21 protein-coding genes are annotated in these 19,836 nt (G+C 40.0%); 19 read left to right on the top strand and 2 right to left on the bottom strand.

Annotated features, from left to right (window positions below; all coding sequences use genetic code 11):
* Positions 1-12: 12 nt before the first annotated feature.
* From GEZ89_RS04750 to GEZ89_RS04740, 3 genes are all read left to right on the top strand, one after another.
* The gene (locus GEZ89_RS04750) at positions 13-594 is read left to right on the top strand and encodes a replication protein (protein ID WP_322741483.1); all 582 of its coding nucleotides are present in this window, start codon (positions 13-15) and stop codon (positions 592-594) included.
* On the top strand, positions 591-851 hold the full coding sequence (locus GEZ89_RS04745) for a helix-turn-helix transcriptional regulator (RefSeq protein WP_153225141.1): 261 nt from the start codon (positions 591-593) through the stop codon (positions 849-851). Before GEZ89_RS04750 ends, GEZ89_RS04745 begins: the two co-directional genes overlap by 4 nt.
* Before the next feature lie 93 nt (positions 852-944).
* Positions 945-2,210 carry a tyrosine-type recombinase/integrase gene (locus tag GEZ89_RS04740; protein ID WP_153225140.1) on the top strand — a complete coding sequence of 422 codons (1,266 nt, stop codon included), beginning with the start codon at positions 945-947 and terminating at the stop codon, positions 2,208-2,210.
* A gap of 226 nt (positions 2,211-2,436) precedes the next feature.
* Here the strand turns inward: GEZ89_RS04740 and GEZ89_RS09695 are convergent, their stop codons facing one another.
* Positions 2,437-2,565, bottom strand: coding sequence for a FanG protein (locus tag GEZ89_RS09695; RefSeq protein WP_080979389.1), 129 nt, complete (start codon positions 2,563-2,565; stop codon positions 2,437-2,439).
* 28 nt (positions 2,566-2,593) lie between these two features.
* Here GEZ89_RS09695 and GEZ89_RS04730 point away from each other — a divergent pair, with 28 nt between their 5' ends.
* From GEZ89_RS04730 to GEZ89_RS04715, 4 genes are all read left to right on the top strand, one after another.
* Complete coding sequence (locus tag GEZ89_RS04730) at positions 2,594-3,208, top strand: CadD family cadmium resistance transporter (protein WP_000615745.1); 615 nt, start codon at positions 2,594-2,596, stop codon at positions 3,206-3,208.
* A gap of 11 nt (positions 3,209-3,219) precedes the next feature.
* Entirely contained in the window at positions 3,220-3,558 is a 339-nt protein-coding gene (gene cadX / locus GEZ89_RS04725) for a Cd(II)/Zn(II)-sensing metalloregulatory transcriptional regulator CadX (protein ID WP_153225139.1), read from the top strand.
* A gap of 507 nt (positions 3,559-4,065) precedes the next feature.
* On the top strand, positions 4,066-4,200 hold the full coding sequence (gene rpmH, locus GEZ89_RS04720; protein ID WP_000831905.1) for a 50S ribosomal protein L34: 135 nt from the start codon (positions 4,066-4,068) through the stop codon (positions 4,198-4,200).
* 133 nt (positions 4,201-4,333) lie between these two features.
* Positions 4,334-6,298, top strand: a complete 1,965-nt coding sequence (locus GEZ89_RS04715) for a peptide ABC transporter substrate-binding protein (protein WP_153225138.1) — start codon at positions 4,334-4,336, stop codon at positions 6,296-6,298.
* Positions 6,299-6,547: 249 nt separating this feature from the next.
* Here GEZ89_RS04715 and GEZ89_RS04710 read toward each other — a convergent pair whose 3' ends face one another.
* Complete coding sequence (locus GEZ89_RS04710; RefSeq protein WP_153225137.1) at positions 6,548-8,392, bottom strand: APC family permease; 1,845 nt, start codon at positions 8,390-8,392, stop codon at positions 6,548-6,550.
* 154 nt (positions 8,393-8,546) lie between these two features.
* On the opposite strand from GEZ89_RS04710, the gene GEZ89_RS04705 reads away from it, so the two are divergent.
* The 12 genes from GEZ89_RS04705 to GEZ89_RS04650 all read left to right on the top strand — a co-directional run bounded on the left by GEZ89_RS04705 (position 8,547) and on the right by GEZ89_RS04650 (position 19,752).
* Complete coding sequence (locus tag GEZ89_RS04705; protein WP_153225136.1) at positions 8,547-9,323, top strand: TatD family hydrolase; 777 nt, start codon at positions 8,547-8,549, stop codon at positions 9,321-9,323.
* Positions 9,320-9,883 (top strand): ribonuclease M5, encoded by a 564-nt coding sequence (rnmV, locus tag GEZ89_RS04700; RefSeq protein ID WP_075232259.1) that lies wholly within the window; start codon positions 9,320-9,322, stop codon positions 9,881-9,883. The genes GEZ89_RS04705 and rnmV overlap by 4 nt, the downstream gene beginning before the upstream one ends.
* Positions 9,884-10,015: 132 nt before the next feature.
* Positions 10,016-11,443, top strand: coding sequence for an SseB family protein (locus tag GEZ89_RS04695; RefSeq protein ID WP_153225135.1), 1,428 nt, complete (start codon positions 10,016-10,018; stop codon positions 11,441-11,443).
* A gap of 89 nt (positions 11,444-11,532) precedes the next feature.
* Positions 11,533-12,246, top strand: coding sequence for a dimethyladenosine transferase (locus GEZ89_RS04690; protein WP_153225134.1), 714 nt, complete (start codon positions 11,533-11,535; stop codon positions 12,244-12,246).
* 19 nt (positions 12,247-12,265) lie between these two features.
* On the top strand, positions 12,266-13,138 hold the full coding sequence (gene rsmA / locus GEZ89_RS04685) for a 16S rRNA (adenine(1518)-N(6)/adenine(1519)-N(6))-dimethyltransferase RsmA (RefSeq protein WP_153225133.1): 873 nt from the start codon (positions 12,266-12,268) through the stop codon (positions 13,136-13,138).
* Position 13,139: 1 nt separating this feature from the next.
* On the top strand, positions 13,140-14,018 hold the full coding sequence (gene rsgA / locus GEZ89_RS04680) for a ribosome small subunit-dependent GTPase A (RefSeq protein ID WP_153225152.1): 879 nt from the start codon (positions 13,140-13,142) through the stop codon (positions 14,016-14,018).
* 10 nt (positions 14,019-14,028) lie between these two features.
* Positions 14,029-14,685, top strand: a complete 657-nt coding sequence (gene rpe, locus GEZ89_RS04675) for a ribulose-phosphate 3-epimerase (protein WP_049528300.1) — start codon at positions 14,029-14,031, stop codon at positions 14,683-14,685.
* Positions 14,648-15,310 carry a thiamine diphosphokinase gene (locus tag GEZ89_RS04670; protein ID WP_153225132.1) on the top strand — a complete coding sequence of 221 codons (663 nt, stop codon included), beginning with the start codon at positions 14,648-14,650 and terminating at the stop codon, positions 15,308-15,310. Before rpe ends, GEZ89_RS04670 begins: the two co-directional genes overlap by 38 nt.
* 1 nt (position 15,311) lies before the next feature.
* Positions 15,312-16,568: a DNA recombination protein RmuC gene (rmuC, locus tag GEZ89_RS04665; protein ID WP_075232255.1), complete on the top strand. Its 1,257-nt coding sequence runs from the start codon at positions 15,312-15,314 to the stop codon at positions 16,566-16,568.
* Entirely contained in the window at positions 16,558-17,499 is a 942-nt protein-coding gene (locus GEZ89_RS04660) for a 3'-5' exoribonuclease YhaM family protein (protein WP_075232254.1), read from the top strand. Before rmuC ends, GEZ89_RS04660 begins: the two co-directional genes overlap by 11 nt.
* Positions 17,500-17,601: 102 nt before the next feature.
* Positions 17,602-18,426, top strand: a complete 825-nt coding sequence (gene purR / locus GEZ89_RS04655; protein WP_045762704.1) for a pur operon repressor — start codon at positions 17,602-17,604, stop codon at positions 18,424-18,426.
* A 72-nt stretch (positions 18,427-18,498) separates the two neighbouring features.
* Positions 18,499-19,752, top strand: a complete 1,254-nt coding sequence (locus tag GEZ89_RS04650) for a diaminopimelate decarboxylase (protein ID WP_153225131.1) — start codon at positions 18,499-18,501, stop codon at positions 19,750-19,752.
* Positions 19,753-19,836 lie beyond the last annotated feature (84 nt).

Genomic DNA, 19,836 nt, shown 5'->3' with positions numbered 1-19,836 from the left:
AGGGAGGTATTCGTGGCTAAAGATAAACGTTCGAATAAGTGGGCATTCCTGATTTATCAAGAAAGCGCGCCGGAAAATTATTTAGACGTCCTTGAAGAAATGCATATTCCATTTGTCTTGAGTCCTTGGCATGATAAGGATATAAATAAAGAAACTGGAGAATTTAAAAAAGCACACAAACATGGGGTTCTATTTTTCGAATCACTTAAAAGCTATACGCAGGTTTCAGAGTTACTAACTGAAAAACTACATACACCTTCTCATGTAGAGGTAGTCATGTCACCAAAGGGGATGTATGATTATTTCATACACGCAGAGAATCCTGACAAAACACTTTACAATATGGATGAGATTGAATCTGGTTGTGGTTTTGAATTGGAGCAATTTCTAATCACTAACAATAACGATCAATTTCTTTCAACTGTGATTGATATTATCGAAGAACACAACTTTACTGAGTTTAACAACCTTGTTAGATATGCACGAGTTGAGAATCCGTCACTTTTGAATCTCATTATTGATAAGACTTACTTTTTTGCAAAATATCTGGATTCACGTAGACACTCAAATAATAAAAAGGAGAGTGAAGAATGACGAATAATGAACTCATAAAATTGAATCAAATTGAACAGATTTTGAATTGTTTGCTTGCTTTGATGCAGAAACAAGAAAATACTCAAAAGCATGTAAGTATACTTACTCAGAAAGAGCTGCTTTCGATACTTAAGATTTCACCAAACACCTTGAAGTCTTGGGAGAGTACAGGGCTTAAACGATTGGAACCACCAATCGATGGGACTCGCACAGTCTACTACAGAATGGAGGATGTGCTGACCTATTTAACTCCCTGATTATGAAAAATGTGCTAAAATAGTAATATCACATAGAATAATGTGAGGTTGTTATTTTAGCCTTTTATATATATCCGAACGTGAAAGGCTACTATGCAGAAAGAAACTATCATTCACAACAATCGAAAAGTCATTAAAACTACCAAGAGTAACGGGTCTATTAGCTATACGCAACGTGGTGTATATATTGGTGTAGATGTTAAAACTGGTAAAAAAGTTACATCATCTATAACTGCTAAAACTCTAAAAAGTCTTGATAGGAAAATCATTCAAGCTCGACTTGAATTTGAAGCGAAGGGTTCGACTTTAAAAGAGACTTTGTTGATTAATAACTTCGAGGAGTTAGCTGAAGCCTGGTTTGTTAGTTTTGTAACTTGGGTGACTTCTCAGAATACGATCAATCGGGTTCGAAGCTATCTTGATACTTATATCATCCCTAAGTTTGGAGAATATAGACCTGAAGAGATAAAATCTGCAGATATTCAGATTTGGGTTAATAAATTAGCTCAACAATCTAAAAAGTCTGTTGAATCAGGTGTTAAAAAATCTAAAAAGGGACACGCAAAAGATTTCGGTGCAGTTATCTATAAACTCAGTGATATTTTCGATTATGGGATTACGAATTTCGAACTTTCTCATAATCCAGCTCGGACAGTAAAAATCCCTCCAAAGCCAAAGGTGGTAAAGGAGAGAATTATGGTATTGCACGGAGAGGATTTGGGTACTTGGCTGAACTATCTTGATACTCTTCCTGACACACGAGCTAATCGAAGATTTAAGGTTATCTGCGACACGCTGTTAGCTTCTGCGCTTCGAATCAATGAGCTTCTTGCTTTATCGATTCATGATCTCGATTTTGATTCCAATGAAATCATCGTTAACAAGACGCTGATGTGGAAAGTTGGAAATAAGAAACTTGGGATTAAGGGTGAGATTGTTTGTAAGAACAGTGCCAAAACTGATTCTGGCAACAGAAGAGTTGCAGTCCCGAGACAAGTCTTAGATGACTTGAAAGCTTTTCATGCTGAGATGAATGATTACTTTGTGAGTCATGATTTACCAACTGTGGACTTAATTTTCCCGACAATTTACGGGAACTATATGTGTGACAGAAATGAACGTGCAACGCTTAAAAAGCGATTGACTGAGTTGGGACTACCAAACTATGGTTTCCACCTTTTCCGTCATACACATGCTTCTTTGATGCTGAATGCTGGTGCGAACTGGAAAGAACTCCAGATAAGAATGGGACATAAGTCGATTAAAACGACTATGGACACTTATGCTGAATTGGCACCGAAAAAGAAGGCAGAAGCAGTTGAAATCTACCTCAAAGAAATTGCAAAATTGACAGCATAGCAAAATGACTACATTTATGACTACATTTTCTATAGAACAATCTAGAAACGTTGATATGACGGCGTTTAAAGGGTGCTAAAATAACATTCACAACCCTTACAGAAGTGAAGTAAGCATTCAATACAAATCAATACATAAGAAAAACGCTGATTTTAAGCGTTTTTTTCTTTTGTTAATTTCACTATATTTCAGTTCAATCTCTACCTTTTTTAGATAAATATATCATTTAGATATTGAAATTAAGCCCTGCTATCATTTCGATGGCAGAGCTTTTTAATGTTTGGTACACTACCTTCTTATCTATATTTTGATGGAGCTGAAGTTGACATCTACAAAGTTTAATGTTAAAATACATTCAAAAATATATTTGAATGAGGTGTTTTATGATTCAAAATGTTGTTACTTCAATAATCCTGTATTCTGGGACAGCCGTAGACTTACTTATTATCCTAATGTTATTTTTCGCCAAAAGAAAAAGCAGAAAAGACATCATTAACATCTATTTAGGACAATTTCTAGGCTCTGTTAGTCTAATATTGCTAAGTTTACTTTTTGCATTTGTCTTAAATTATATTCCTAGTAAAGAGATTTTAGGTTTGCTCGGTTTGATTCCAATTTTCCTAGGACTCAAAGTTTTGCTTTTAGGAGATTCTGATGGAGAAGCTATTGCAAAAGATGGTTTGCGCAAAGATAATAAAAACCTGATTTTTCTAGTCGCTATGATTACTTTTGCAAGTTGTGGTGCTGACAATATTGGTGTTTTTGTCCCATATTTTATTACCTTAAATTTAGCGAATTTGATAGTGGCTTTACTTACCTTTCTAGTCATGATTTATCTCTTGGTTTTTTCTGCCCAAAAATTGGCACAAGTCCCTTCTGTTGGAGAAACTTTGGAAAAATATAGCAGATGGTTTATTGCCGTTGTTTATTTAGGATTGGGGATGTATATCCTGATTGAAAACAACAGCTTTGACATGCTAAGGACTGTGTTCGGCTAGGAGAAAAAATTATGAAAAAAGATAGTATATGCCAAGTGAATATTATAAATCAACAAAATGTTACAACCGCAACGAACTACCTTGAAAAGGAAAAAGTCCAAAAATCACTTCGTATTTTATCAAAGTTTACCGATAATAAACAGATAAATATCATCTTTTATCTCCTTGCTGTTGAAGAACTCTGTGTCTGTGATATAGCCTGTTTACTAGATCTCAGTATGGCATCTGCCTCCCACCATCTTCGTAAACTAGCCAATCAAAACATCTTGGACACTAGAAGAGAGGGGAAAATTATATATTATTTTATAAAAGATGAGGAAATCAGAGATTTTTTTAATCAACTAGGATAACAACTATTTTTACGTCTAGAGCGTTTTTGTGTTGTTTAAGAAGAATAGATAGAGGTTTTAGATAACTACACATATTAGTTTTTTTAAAAATGAGATTTAATCGATGATAACTAGAAAGGATTATTACTAAATATCTTGTTTATTGCCAATTAAAAGACGGTAGAATCGTCATCCTACGGTGTTGTTGCTTTTTAAATGCAAGAAGTGACAGAAGGAAAATATAGAAAACACCTTTTACATTTAATAGGCAGGCGGAAGGTTTCAAGAGGAAAAACTTGGAAATTTGAGTGTACCAATTGGGTAAATTACTAGTACATTAGATATTTTATAGATTTCGAAAGTAAATTGGAAGGATTTTCAAATTATCTCCTCAGCAAAAAAGCTGGAAACATTTGTCAGAGCTATTGACAAATGCAAAAGAATCAGATAGAATAGTAAAGTATGTTTAGTAACTGATCACTTTATAGCCGGCTAAACGAATACAAAATCTATGAGGAGGTATTCATCGTGAAACGTACTTATCAACCAAGTAAACTACGTCGTGCGCGTAAACACGGATTCCGTAACCGTATGTCAACTAAAAACGGTCGTCGCGTATTGGCAGCTCGTCGTCGTAAAGGACGCAAAGTTTTGGCTGCATAATCCAAACGAATTCAACAATGAAGTCAGTAGGAACTCGAGTCTACTGGCTTTTGTTTTGCCCTAAAATAATAGTTTGTATAAGCTTTCTATTTTTTCTATAATATTTCATATACTATATAAATGGAGAATATTTATGAAAAAATCAAAAGCTCTCTTACTAGGGGTTGGAATTTTGAGTGCTAGCTTCTTGATGGTAGCTTGTAGCTCGACACAGTCAAATGCATCTGATAAAACCTACTCTTATGTATTTGCTAGCAATCCAGATACATTAGACTACATTACTTCGACACGTGGCTCGACATCCAGCATTACAACAAACTTGATTGATGGACTGTTGGAAAATGATAAGTATGGCAATCTGGTTCCTTCCATGGCTGAATCATGGACAGTATCAAAAGATGGCTTGACTTATACTTACAAAATTCGCCAAGGTGTTAAGTGGTATACCTCTGAAGGAGAAGAATATGCTGAAGTAACAGCTCACGACTTTGTGACAGGCCTAAAGTATGCTGCGGATAAAAAGGCAGAAAACTTGTACTTGGTGCAAGACTCTATCAAAGGTTTGGCGGACTATATTGAGGGGCAATCATCAGACTTTGAGACTGTTGGAATCAAGGCAGTCGATGACTATACTCTCCAATATACCTTAAACAAGCCAGAGTCCTACTGGAATTCTAAGACAACAGGTGGAATTTTGAGTCCAGTCAATGAAGCCTTTTTGAAATCTAAGGGGGACGAATTTGGAAGTGTAACTCCATCTAGTATCCTGTCAAATGGGCCATATTTATTCAAATCATTCACTTCAAAATCTTTGATTGAGTTTGAAAAGAATCCTAATTATTGGGACAAGGACAATGTGAAGATTGAGAAAGTAAAACTTTCCTTCTATGATGGCTCAGACCAAGATAGTTTGGCTAGAGGTTTCTTGGAAGGTAACTATTCAGACGGGCGTATTTTCCCAACAAGCTCAGTCTTTGACCAGCTGAAAAAAGGGAATGAAGATAAGATTACCTATACACCACAAAATGCTATAACCTTCTACTACCTCTTTAATGTCAACCGTCAAAGTTACAAGCAAACCATGAAACAGACGGATAAAGAAAAGACGGATTCTCGTCTAGCTATGCAAAATAAAGATTTCCGTCAGGCCATTAACTTTGCCTTTGACCGTCATGCCTATGCTGCCCAGACAAATGGAGAAGATGGAGCTGATCGAATCCTTAGAAATACAGTCACACCAAGTAACTTTGTTCAAATTGGTGGAAAAAACTTTGGAGATGCGGTCAATGAAAAGATGGTCAACTATGGTACAGAGTGGTCTAATATCAATCTGAACGATGCTCAAGCTGCTTTCTTGGATCATGAAAAAGCCAAGGCTGAATTTGCCAAGGCTAAAGATAGTTTGCAAGCAGAAGGTGTGACCTTCCCTATCCACTTGGATATGTTGGTTGATCAGACTGCTAAGTTGGATGTTCAGCAAGCAAGTTCCTTCAAGCAAACCGTTGAAGCAACGCTTGGATCAGATAATGTTGTGATTGATATCATTCAGTTGTCACCAGATGAGAAAGACAATGCCACCTTCTTTGCGGATACCGCCGATCAAAAGGACTATGACATCGATATCTCAGGATGGAGCGGAGATTTCTCAGATCCGAAGACCTATCTTGACCTTTTGGATCCAGACTCGGGTTCTCAGTTGAAAAATCTTGGCTTGACTCCAGGAAAAGACAATGAAGTCAAAGAAAAACTTGGTCTAGCTACCTACAAGGAGTTGTTGGATGCAGCAGATAAAGAGAATGAAAATACGCAAACACGTTATGAAAAATTTGCCGAAGTTCAAGCTTGGTTGACAGATAGTGCTCTCTTCCTACCAGTTCAAAGTGGAGGGGCTAATCCTATCTTCCGTAAGACAGTTCCATTTACAGCGGCCTTCTCATTTGTTGGGCACAAAGGAGATGCGGACAACTACAAATATGTTGAATTGCAAAAGGAACCAGTGACTGCTAAACAGTATCAAGAACTTTATGAAAAATGGCAAAAAGAAAAAGCTGAGTCTAATAAAAAAGCCCAAGAAGATTTGGCTAACCACGTTCAATAGAAGAAGGTTATCAATAAAATTTTAATACTCTTCGAAAATCTCTTCAAACTGCGTCAACGTCGCCTTGCCGTAGGTATGGTTACTGACTTCGTCAGTTCTATCCACAACCTCAAAACAGTGTTTTGAGCAGCCTGCGGCTAGTTTCCTAGTTTGCTCTTTGATTTTCATTGAGTATAAGTCTAATTTTAGGGACTAGATTCAGAAAAAAGGCACTACCAGGAGCTTGTTGGTTCTGGTAATGCCTTTTCTTTATTCTTTCAAATGATATGAATAGCTGGCAACGACGACATCTTCGTGCCATCTGAGAGCATATTTTAATTTGAGGCTCATTTGATTGTGTAGGATATTTTGCCAAGGTTTGTTAGGGATAAACTGGGGAACTAGAACTGTAACCGTATAGTTCTTTTCCTTGGCTTCTTGAGAGATTTTTCGAACATAGCGGACTGTAGGAGTAATGATATCGCGATAGCTAGTATTAATGTTTTTTAGAGTAATATTTGGGAAGTAGTCGGCAAATTCTTGGAGGATTTCTTGGTCTTTTTCCTCAGTTTCCTTGGTGGAAATGTGCATGGCCAAAACTTCATCTCCAATACTTTGAGCATAGTTAATAGCTCCGACGCTTACTCGAGTAACATTTCCTACTAAGACAAGGACGACATTGCCATCGTAGGTTTTCTTTTGAATCCCTTCATAAAGTCGAAGTTGTTTGGCCACTTTTTGGTAATGACTGTGGATGGACAGAAATAGGAAGGTTAGGATCAGGATAATTGGGAAGAATGGCCAGATATCTCCAAGTCTGAAGAAGAGTAGGATAAGAACGATAGCGTAACAAATGATAGCGCCGAGGATGTTAGCAAAGGCAGATTTTAAGAAATGAGAGCCTTTTTCTTTTTTCCAGTGGCGAATCATACCTGTTTGAGAAAGTGCAAAGGGGACGAAAACTCCGATAGTATAAAGAGGGATCAAGCGTTCTGTATTTCCGTTGAAAATGAGCAAAAGGATCATAGCGCCAAAGGCTAAGGTCAAAATACCGTTTGAATAACCAAGGCGGTCTCCTTTTTCCATAAAGAGATGGGGCATGTACTTGTTTTTAGCCATATTGTAAGCCAACATCGGAAAGGCAGAAAAACCAGTATTTGCAGCAACGGCTAGGATTAGGGCAGTTGAGAATTGGAAGAGATAATAAACAATCTGACCGAGAGTTGAATCCCCTAAAATTCCTTTAGCCATTTGTGAAAGGATTGTTTCTCCGTGTTGAGGAGTAATGCCCATCCAGTAGTTTAGGAAGGTAATTCCTGCAAAGAGAAAACCAAGAATCAGAGACATGATGGTCAGTGTTTGAGCTGCATTCTTCTCTTTGGGAGTTTTGAAAAATGGAACGGCATTTGAGATAGCTTCAACCCCTGTTAGTGAAGCTGAACCGCTGGTGAAGGCTCTTAAAATCAGGACGATTGAGAGACTTGGGACAGTTTGACCAATTGCAGAAGTTGCATGATAGCTGAGAGAACCTGTCAATAGTTGGAAGATACCAAACAATAAGAGGAAGACCGTGCTAAAGATAAAGAGATAGACAGGGATCATCAGAGAACTGGCAGATTCCTTCAAGCCACGCAGATTCAAAAGCATGAGCAAACATACTAGAAAAATGGAGATATGGAGATTGTAGGGATGGAGTGCAGGAAGTGCTGCTGTGATCGCATCAGCTCCTGCGGCCACGGATACGGCTACTGTTAGCATATAGTCAACAAGCAAGCTTCCACCGGCAATCAAACCGAGCTCAGGAGAAAGATTTTCTCGTGTTACCATGTAGGCACCCCCACCTTGAGGGTAGGCGTGAATGATTTGTCGGTAAGAAATGGTTAGACTAGCAAGTAGCAAGAGGACAAAAATGCCGATAGGGAGACTCCACCAAATAGCAAGCGGAGATAGACTAGCCAAGACAAGAACGACCTGCTCAGGTCCATAAGCAATAGAAGATAGGGCATCACTTGAAAGCATTGCAAGTGCCTGTGTTTTTCCAAGTAGTCCTCCATCGCCTTCAGTCAAGGACTTAAGAGGACGACCAATAAAGGTATATTTTAATTTTGTAAACATTTTCTTTCCTTTTCCGAAAATTTCAACAAGAGCTATTATACTGCTATGAAAATAAGCAGTCAAGAAAAAATGAATGATTTCAAAATATTTTTTCCTATAAGAATGAGACTAGTTTTTTGGTATAATAGAAGGTAGAAAAAACGAGGGAATATACATGATTTTTGATACACATACCCACTTGAATGTGGAAGAATTTTCAGGAAGAGAAGCAGAAGAAATAGCCTTAGCAGCTGAAATGGGTGTAACTCGGATGAATATTGTTGGATTTGATAAACTGACCATTGAGCGAGCCTTGGAATTGGTGGAAGAATATGACCAACTTTATGCGACTATTGGATGGCATCCGACAGAAGCAGGGACCTATACAAGGGAAGTTGAGAAATACCTGTTGGACAAGCTCAAACATCCTAAAGTGGTAGCCTTGGGTGAGATTGGAATGGACTATCACTGGATGACAGCGCCTAAAGAAGTTCAAGAGAAGGTTTTCCGTCGTCAGATTCAGCTATCAAAGGAATTGGACTTACCTTTTGTAGTTCACACTCGTGATGCGCTCGAAGATACCTATGAAATTATCAAAAGTGAGGGAGTCGGTCCCCGTGGTGGCATCATGCACTCCTTCTCAGGTTCTCTGGAATGGGCTGAAAGGTTTGTGGAGTTAGGTATGACCATTTCCTTTTCTGGAGTGGTGACCTTTAAAAAAGCGACAGACATTCAAGAGGCGGCCAAAGAATTGCCTTTGGATAAGATTTTGGTAGAGACTGATGCCCCTTACTTGGCACCCGTTCCCAAACGTGGTCGCGAAAACAAGACAGCATACACGCGCTATGTAGTGGACTTTATTGCAGATTTGCGTGGCATGACAACAGAAGAATTAGCTGCTGCGACAAGTGCAAATGCAGAACGAATTTTTGGACTGGAACGTAAATCATGAAAAAGAAAATTTCCCAAGTCATCGTAGTCGAAGGGCGTGATGATACGGCCAATCTCAAACGTTATTTTGATGTGGAGACCTATGAGACTCGTGGCTCCGCTATCAATGAGCAAGATCTTGAACGAATCCAACGTCTACACCAACGTCATGGGGTGATTGTCTTTACAGATCCTGACTTTAATGGGGAACGCATTCGCCGGATGATTATGACGGCTGTTCCAACAGTTCAACACGCCTTTCTCAAACGTGATGAGGCAGTGCCGAAGTCCAAGACCAAAGGACGTTCCCTAGGAATCGAACATGCCAGTTATGAAGATCTGAAAACAGCGCTGGAACAAGTCACAGAGCAATTTGAAGCAGAAAGCGACTTTGACATTAGCCGTAGTGACTTGATTCGTCTTGGTTTTCTAGCAGGCGCAGATAGCCGAAAACGCAGAGAATATCTAGGAGAGAGTCTACGTATTGGTTATTCCAATGGGAAACAACTTCTCAAGCGTTTAGAATTATTTGGCATCAGTTTAGCTGAAGTTGAAGATGCCATGAAATCTTATGAGGATTGAGAAACTCCCCCAAAATGTAGGGGGAATATGATACAATAGAAGTAAGCATATACGGTTTAATCAGGCTTGATAGCAAGCATTAGAAAAGTGCTCCACGGGATTAGCCTTGTGTGGAGTTAATGAGGAAAAGTTATGGGAATCTTTGATTTTTTAAAAAAGACGGAAACTGCAGAGGCAACTGAAATAAGTGAAGCACAGAAAGAAAGAGAAGAATCTAAAAACAATGCATGTATTGGAGTTCTAGATTTGTTCCCGATGAAGGAAACGAATCAATTATTGATTGTTGGAAGTCTAGAAGGTAGTCTCAAGGTTGGAGATCAGTTGCAGTTTTGCAATCCCGACCAAGGAATGGAAAGTCTTGGTACTGTAGAGGTTAAAAAACTCAGCAGTCAGAATAAGGATGCAGATAGTCTTACTGATGAAGTTCTCGCGCATCTTGTGGTTGATAGGGTTCCTTCTCTTGATAAACTGAAAAAAGGAAGTGTGCTCTTTAGTTCGGGTGTCGAGGAAGAGCAAAAATTATCTAGCTATTCAGATGCTCTTTATCGTGCTTTTGTAGCCATCCAAGAAGGTCAATTGACTAATGAAGACTATTTGGCAGCTAGCCTTGATGATAGCGTAGAGATTTTACGCCTCTTTTTATGGAAATGCCGTCAAAATCAGGAAACTGAAAGTGAAGAAAGCTATCAAGCTAACACCCGCAAGTTGGAGCGTCTAGCAGAAATTGTCAAGGATAAGTTGTTAGCAGCAGATTCAGTTTATGCAGTTTTTTCAGAAAAAACAGGTGAACCCTATCTTTTCTCAACTACCTATGACAGGGGAGAAGAGGGGTATCTCTGTACGGATCCCATGATTATGCTTTTGACGCCATCTTGGTATCGCCAATTCAAGGAAACCATTGATAGTCGACCAAACTCTGTCGTAAAACTGATTGAAAATACGGAAGATAAAAAAGGGATTGAGAATTTCCTTGGAACAGCCTTTTACTTAAATGGTGCCTTGGGAGCAATCTTTAATTCCAAGGAAGTTAGCATCAGTGCCTCAGCCTTGGTCCAAAAACCAGATTTTTCTGATTTGCCAGAAATACAAGTGCCTGTCATGAATCCTGACCTGGTAAGGTGGATGCTCCTGATGGGACAGATGGATCAACCGACTACAGAAGAGCAAGAACTAGTTTATGGGCTTTACTACAAGTTCTTCTCTATGGCTATGCCTAAAGCAAAATTCTTGCTTCCATTAGATGCAGCATCAGGATTCCCAGAGGATAATTCAGAAGGGAATTCCTTTGTTTTGGAAAAAGATGCAAACTTTAATATTCCCGTTAGAGAGGGAAAAGATGGACGAAATTCCGTCCCAGTCTTTACCGATTGGAAACGTCTGAGAATGGTCTTTGATGAAAAGTGGAATGGCATGATTGAAGAAGCTGGAGGCATGATTGAAGTTTTTGACTATGCCATTAATCCAACGGAATACTATGAAGCGGGTGCCTATGTTAGTCTAACAGCTTTTAAAGAGATGCAAGAGCTCAGTGAGGAACTAGAAGGCAGAGCTAAAGATTAGAGAGTTTCTTTACATTGGGAAACTATATAGTTTTATCTACATCCTACTTGAACCACTAACCTTTTTCAAAGATTGTGAAAGGAAATGATATGGCAAATAGAAGTTATATTTACTTAAAAAACGAAGATGGAGCTCGTATTTTAACAGAAGGCATCTACACGATACCTTATTTTTGGCAATTGTTTTGGGATGAAGAAGATTTAAAAGCTCCGATTGCTCTCTGGGAAACGGCAGAAAAACTGGAAGAAGATGAAGAGCAAGCAGAAAGATTTTACCAAGAGCAGAATGTAGATATCTTGCTTTCTATTGAAAAATTCCAGCAGAATGCCCTCAAAAACCGATCTTTTTTAGAAGAGAATGCCCCACAATCCGTGCAACTATATGATGCCTTTGTTCGTTATATTCTTGCAAACGTAAAAGATGGTGATGTGCTCGGATTTGATCTTTTAGATGTTGTTTTTATGGACCAAGTGTCTGTTGTTTCTGATAAACTGTTAAAAAATATACGGGCTATTCGGGAAAATCAACCCAAAGATTTAGATTTTTCTTTGACTGAAAAGAACTTAATTGGTCTTGCTATGGGCTTTCCTGACTATTATGCTTCAGAATTATTGCCAGAAGACAATATTCTAGATTCGGTTGCCTATCAGGATGAACTGAAGAAAACGAACCCCCAAGAAGATAAGAAAGTGCTTGATACGACTGGATCTGATTCAAAAGGGAGCAAACCTCGTGTTCTTTTAGTGTTTTGGATTTTGTTGGCACTAGGAATTATGTGGGTTTTATATATTATTTTTAGCTAATAAATAGAAAAGAGAATAAATGAGAATTGCAGATTATAGCGTGACCAAGGCAGTGCTGGAGCGTCACGGTTTTACCTTTAAAAAGTCCTTCGGGCAAAATTTCCTGACGGATACCAATATCCTTCAAAAAATTGTGGATACGGCTGAGATTGATGACCAGGTTAATGTTATCGAAATCGGGCCAGGTATTGGTGCCTTGACAGAGTTTCTGGCTGAGCGTGCAGCTCAAGTCATGGCTTTTGAGATTGACCACCGCTTGGTACCAATCCTAGCGGATACCTTGCGGGATTTTGACAATGTGACCGTAGTCAACGAGGACATTCTAAAAGTTGACCTAGCGCAACATATCCAAAATTTCAAAAATCCTGACTTACCCATCAAGGTAGTGGCAAACTTGCCTTATTACATCACGACCCCTATTCTCATGCACTTGATCGAAAGTGGGATTCCTTTTAGTGAGTTTGTGGTCATGATGCAAAGAGAAGTGGCAGATCGTATCTCTGCTAAGCCAAATACCAAGGCTTACGGCAGCTTGTCGATTGCCGTTCAGTATTACATGACAGCTAAGGTTGCCTTTATCGTACCTCGTACGGTCTTTGTGCCAGCACCAAATGTGGATTCAGCTATCCTGAAAATGGTGCGTCGTCCAGAACCGGCTGTAGCAGTAAAAGATGAGAACTTCTTCTTTAAGGTTTCCAAGGCTAGTTTCACCCATCGTCGTAAGACCTTGTGGAACAACTTGACAGGTTACTTTGGCAAGACTGAGGAAGTTAAGGATAAGTTGACTAGGGCTTTGGACCAGGCCGGACTATCCCCAAGTGTACGCGGTGAAGCTCTTGGCTTAGAAGAATTTGCTAGTCTAGCAGATGCGCTTAAAGGACAAGGACTCTAAGATGCAAGGACAAATCATTAAAGCTTTGGCTGGCTTCTACTATGTGGAAAGTGATGGTCAGGTTTATCAAACACGCGCGCGTGGGAATTTCCGTAAAAAAGGTCATACGCCCTACGTTGGAGATTGGGTAGATTTTTCTGCGGAGGAAAATTCCGAAGGTTATATTCTCAAGATTCATGAACGAAAAAATAGTCTGGTTCGCCCACCCATTGTCAATATTGACCAGGCCGTTGTCATTATGTCTGTTAAAGAACCTGACTTTAATAGCAACTTGCTGGATCGCTTCTTGGTCCTTTTGGAGCACAAGGGCATTCACCCTATTGTCTATATTTCCAAAATGGACTTACTAGAGGATAGGAGAGAACTGGATTTCTACGAGAAAACATATCGTGCTATTGGTTACGATTTTGTGACGAGTAAAGAAGAACTTTTACCCTTGTTGACAGGCAAGGTTACGGTCTTTATGGGGCAGACAGGTGTTGGAAAGTCAACTTTGCTCAATAAAATCGCACCTGATCTCAATCTAGAAACGGGAGAAATCTCAGACAGTCTGGGTCGTGGTCGTCACACCACTCGAGCGGTTAGTTTTTACAATCTCAATGGTGGGAAAATCGCAGACACACCAGGTTTTTCATCGCTAGATTACGAAGTAACAACAGCAGAAGACCTTAATCTAGCCTTTCCAGAAATTGCTAGTGTCAGTCGAGACTGCAAGTTCCGTACATGTACTCATACCCATGAGCCATCTTGCGCAGTGAAACCAGCAGTAGAAGAGGGGAACATTGCCACCTTCCGTTTTGACAACTACCTACAATTCCTCAGTGAGATTGAAAATCGTAGAGAAACCTATAAAAAAGTCAGCAAAAAAATTCCAAAATAAGGAGAAACCTATGTCTCAATACAAGATTGCTCCGTCAATTCTGGCAGCGGATTATGCCAACTTTGAACGTGAAATTAAACGCCTAGAAGCAACTGGGGCAGAATACGCCCATATCGATATCATGGATGGTCACTTTGTACCTCAGATCAGCTTTGGTGCAGGTGTGGTTGAAAGCCTTCGTCCTCATAGCAAGATGGTCTTTGACTGCCATTTGATGGTCTCTAATCCTGAACATCATCTAGAGGACTTTGCGCGTGCGGGAGCGGATATTATCAGCATCCATGTTGAGGCAACACCTCATATCCATGGCGCTCTTCAAAAAATTCGTTCTCTCGGTGTTAAACCTTCGGTAGTCATCAATCCTGGTACGCCTGTTGAAGCGATTAAGCATGTGCTTCATTTGGTTGACCAAGTATTAGTCATGACCGTTAACCCAGGTTTCGGCGGACAAGCATTTCTGCCTGAAACCATGGATAAGATACGTGAATTGGTTTCCCTTCGTGAGGAAAAAGGCTTGAATTTTGAAATTGAAGTGGATGGTGGGATTGATGATAAAACTATTGCTCAAGCCAAAGAAGCTGGTGCAACAGTTTTTGTAGCAGGATCCTATGTTTTTAAGGGAGATGTCAATGAACGAGTGCAAGCTCTCAGAAAACAACTGGACTAAAGTTGCAGTTTTTGCAGGCGGAGACCGCGGTCACTATCGGACAAATTTTGACTGCTTTGTCGGTGTGGATCGAGGCTCGCTTTGGGTACTAGAGGAAAAACTTCCTCTTGCTCTTGCAGTTGGGGATTTTGATTCTGTGACTGTAGAAGAACGTCAGTTGATTCAGGCGAATGCCCAGCGCTTTGTCCAAGCCCAGCCAGAAAAAGATGATACGGATCTGGAACTAGCGCTTTTAACGATTTTTGAAAAAAGTCCTCAAGCTCAGGTCACTATTTTTGGTGCCCTAGGTGGTCGCATTGACCATATGTTAGCTAATGTCTTTCTACCCAGCAATCTTAAATTGGCGCCCTATATGCGTCAAATAGAGATTGAGGATGGGCAAAATTTGATTAGCTATTGCCCAGAAGGGACCAGTCAGCTAGAACCACGTTCGGACTATGATTATTTGGCCTTTATGCCTGTGAGGGATAGTCGTTTGACAATACTCGGTGCCAAGTATGAACTGACAGAGGAGAATTTTTTCTTTAAGAAAGTTTACGCTTCTAACGAATATATAGATAGGGAAGTGTCAGTGACTTGCCCAGATGGCTATGTGGTTGTCTTGCATAGCAAGGACAGGAGGTAGGATGGAGATTGTATTACTACTGTTATTAATTGCTAACCTAGCCGGGCTTTTTCTGATTTGGCAAAGGCAGGACAAGCAGGAGCAATATTTGACCAAGAGTTTAGAAGATCAGGCAGATAATCTCTCAGACCAGCTGGATTATCGCTTTGAACAAGCTCGACAAGCTAGTCAGATTGATCAAAAAAATCTTGAAGTGGCTGTCAGTGATCGCTTGCAGGAAGTGCGTATCGAATTGCATCAGGGTCTGACTCAGGTTCGGCAGGAAATGAATGAGAACCTCCTCCAAACCAGAGATAAGACCGACCAACGTCTCCAAGCCTTGCAGGAATCAAATGAGCAACGCTTGGAACAGATGCGCCAAACAGTCGAGGAAAAGTTAGAAAAGACCTTGCAAACTCGCTTGCAAGCATCCTTCGAGACGGTTTCTAAACAACTGGAATCTGTCAATCGAGGTCTGGGTGAAATGCAGACGGTTGCGCGAGATGTCGGTGCGCTTAATAAAGTCCTTTCTGGAACCAAGACCCGAGGAATTCTAGGTGAATTACAACTGGGGCAGATTATTGAAGACATCATGACACCTGCCCAGTATGAACGAGAATTTGCAACGGTTGAAAACTCTAGTGAACGTGTGGAATACGCCATCAAGTTACCTGGGCAAGGTGACCAGGAATATGTTTATCTACCGATTGATTCTAAGTTTCCCCTGGCGGATTATTACCGTCTGGAAGAAGCCTATGCAGCAGGTGATAAGGATGAAATCGAACGCTGCCGTAAGTCTCTCTTAGCAAGTGTCAAGCGTTTTGCCAAGGATATCAAGAGTAAGTACCTGGCGCCACCTCGGACAACTAATTTTGGAGTCTTATTTGTTCCGACAGAAGGTCTCTATTCGGAAATCGTTCGCAATCCGATTTTCTTTGATGATTTGAGACGGGAGGAACAGATTATTGTTGCAGGTCCAAGTACCTTGTCGGCTCTTCTTAACTCCTTATCAGTTGGCTTCAAGACTCTCAATATCCAAAAGAGTGCTGACCATATCAGTAAAACCCTAGCTAGTGTCAAAACAGAATTTGGCAAGTTTGGAGGTATTCTGGTCAAGGCACAAAAACATCTCCAACATGCCTCTGGCAATATTGATGATTTATTAAACCGTCGTACTACAGCTATCGAGCGAACGCTTCGTCACATTGAGTTATCAGAAGGTGAGCCTGCGCTTGATTTGCTACAATTCCAAGAAGATGAGGAAGAATATGAAGATTAGTCACATGAAGAAAGATGAGCTTTTTGAAGGCTTTTACCTGATCAAGTCAGCTGACCTGAGACAGACACGTGCTGGGAAAAACTACCTAGCCTTCACCTTCCAAGATGATAGTGGAGAAATCGAAGGGAAGCTCTGGGATGCTCAACCCCACAATGTTGAAACCTTTACAGCAGGGAAAGTAGTCCATATGCAAGGTCGTCGTGAAGTGTACAACAATACGCCTCAGGTTAATCAAATCACCCTTCGCTTACCACAACCTGGCGAACCAAATGACCCAGCTGACTTCAAGGTTAAATCTCCAGTAGATGCCAAAGAGATTCGTGAGTATATGGCGCAGATGATTTTTAAAATTGAAAATCCAATTTGGCAGCGAATTGTTCGGAATCTCTACACCAAGTATGACAAGGAATTCTACTCTTATCCAGCTGCTAAGACCAACCATCATGCTTTTGAAACAGGTCTTGCTTATCATACTGCCACTATGGTTCGTTTGGCAGAAGCAATTGCAGATATTTATCCTCAGCTCAATAAGAGCTTGCTCTATGCGGGAATTATGTTGCACGACCTTGCCAAGGTTATTGAGTTGACAGGTCCTGACCAGACAGAGTACACAGTAAGAGGAAACCTTATCGGTCATATCGCTTTGATTGATAGCGAGATTACCAAAGCGGTAATGGAACTTGGCATTGATGATACCAGAGAAGAGGTTGTACTTCTTCGCCATGTCATTCTCAGTCATCATGGTCTCCTTGAGTATGGTAGTCCAGTTCGTCCTCGAGTGATGGAAGCAGAAATTATTCATATGATTGATAATTTGGATGCCAGCATGATGATGATGACAACAGCTCTGGCCCTTGTTGATAAGGGAGAAATGACCAATAAAGTATTTGCTATGGACAATCGTTCCTTCTACAAGCCAAAATTAGACTAGAAACTAAAAAAATGAACTTTATTTAGGCAATAAAGTTCGTTTTTTTGCTTTAGTGTGATATAATGAGAAAAAGACTAAATAAAAAAGAATGGTAAAAATATAATGAAATTAAGAAGAAGTGATCGGATGGTTGTCATTTCCAATTACTTGATTAACAATCCATACAAATTAACCAGTCTCAACACCTTTGCGGAAAAGTATGAATCTGCCAAATCGTCTATTTCTGAAGATATCGTCATCATTAAACGTGCTTTCGAAGAAATTGAAATCGGTCATATTCAAACGGTGACAGGTGCTGGTGGTGGTGTTATTTTTACACCATCGATCTCTACCCTTGAGTCTAAAGCGATTATCGAAGAGCTTCGTGATAAACTTTCAGAGAGTGACCGTATTCTTCCGGGTGGCTACATTTATTTATCTGACCTATTGAGCACTCCAGCTATTTTGAAAAATATCGGTCGCATTATTGCTAAGAGCTTTATGGATCAGAAGATTGATGCCGTTATGACTGTTGCGACCAAAGGGGTTCCGCTCGCAAATGCAGTGGCAAATGTTCTCAATGTTCCATTTGTCATTGTCCGTCGCGACTTGAAAATCACTGAAGGTTCAACTGTTAGTGTCAACTATGTTTCAGGTTCTAGTGACCGTATCGAAAAGATGTTCCTTTCAAAACGTAGCCTCAAAGCAGGAAGTCGTGTCTTGATCGTCGATGACTTCTTGAAGGGTGGAGGAACCATTAACGGGATGATTAGCCTCTTGTCTGAGTTTGATTCAGAGTTGGCTGGTGTAGCTGTCTTTGCTGATAATGCACAGGAAGACCGTGAACAACAGTTCGACTACAAGTCACTCTTGAGAGTCACAAATATTGATGTGAAGAACCAACAAATTGCTGTTGAAGTTGGAAATATCTTCGATACAGAAAAATAAGAATTGACTTGAAATACAAAGGTTGGAACTTTCGTCCCAGCCTTTCTTTGATAATGAATATGAAGGAGTCCTATGAAAACACCATTTATTAAACGTGATGCCTTAGAAAAGATTGTTGAGGAGTTTCCAACCCCGTTCCATCTTTACGATGAAAAAGGGATTCGTGAGAAAGCACGCGCAGTAAACAAAGCCTTTTCTTGGAATAAGGGCTTTAAAGAATACTTCGCAGTTAAAGCAACCCCAACACCAGCTATCTTGAAGATTTTGCAAGAAGAAGGATGTGGAGTGGATTGTTCTAGTTATGTCGAACTCTTAATGAGTCATAAACTAGGATTTGCAGGTTCCGATATGATGTTCTCATCTAATAATACTCCAGATAGAGAATATGCCTATGCTCGTGAATTAGGTGCGACGATTAATTTAGATGCCTTTGAAGATATCGAGCATTTGGAACGTGCAGCAGGCATCCCAGAAATCATCTCTTGCCGTTACAATCCTGGTGGCGTATTTGAACTGGGTACGGACATTATGGATAATCCTGGTGAAGCTAAGTTCGGGATGACTAAGGAACAGCTTTTTGAAGCCTTTGCCATCTTGAAGGAAAAGGGAGCTAAAACCTTTGGGATTCATTCCTTCCTAGCTTCCAATACAGTGACCCATCTCTACTATCCAGAATTAGCACGTCAGCTTTTTGAATTGGCAGTAGAAATCAAGGAAAAGTTAGGTATTTCACTGGACTTTATCAACCTTTCTGGAGGTATCGGAGTTAACTATCGCCCAGATCAAGAGCCTAATGACATCGCTTTGATTGGTGAGGGAGTTCGTCAGGTTTATGAAGAGGTTTTGACACCAGCAGGTCTTAGTCAAGTTAAGATCTTTACAGAACTAGGACGCTTTATGTTGGCACCTCATGGAATTTTAGTCACAAAAGTAACTCATAAAAAGAAAACCTACCGTACTTATCTAGGAGTAGATGCGTCAGCTGTTAACCTGATGAGACCAGCTATGTACGGTGCTTACCACCACATTACTAATATGATGCATCCTGATGGTCAGACTGAAGTAGTTGATGTTGTTGGCTCTCTTTGTGAAAACAACGATAAGTTTGCAGTTAATCGTGAACTACCTCAAACAGAAATTGGTGATTTGTTAGTCATTCATGATACAGGTGCCCATGGCTTCTCTATGGGATACCAGTACAATGCTAAACTTCGTTCGGCAGAGATTCTCTATACAGAGGACGGTGGTGCTCGACTAATCCGTAGAGCAGAGCGACCAGAGGACTATTTTGCGACTCTCTATGGGTTTGACTTTGACAAGGATTAATAAATATTTTGAAAATCATGAAAGTTGAAAGTGAAAAACAGATTGTTTTCTAAAAAATAGGCAAAATCTGTGGTTTTTCTTTTC

The sequence above is a fragment of the Streptococcus mitis genome (assembly GCF_009496285.1).
GTDB lineage: Bacteria > Bacillota > Bacilli > Lactobacillales > Streptococcaceae > Streptococcus > Streptococcus mitis_BP.
Note: the sequence above shows the minus strand (reverse complement) of the source record. Positions and strands in the feature narration are given on the sequence as shown.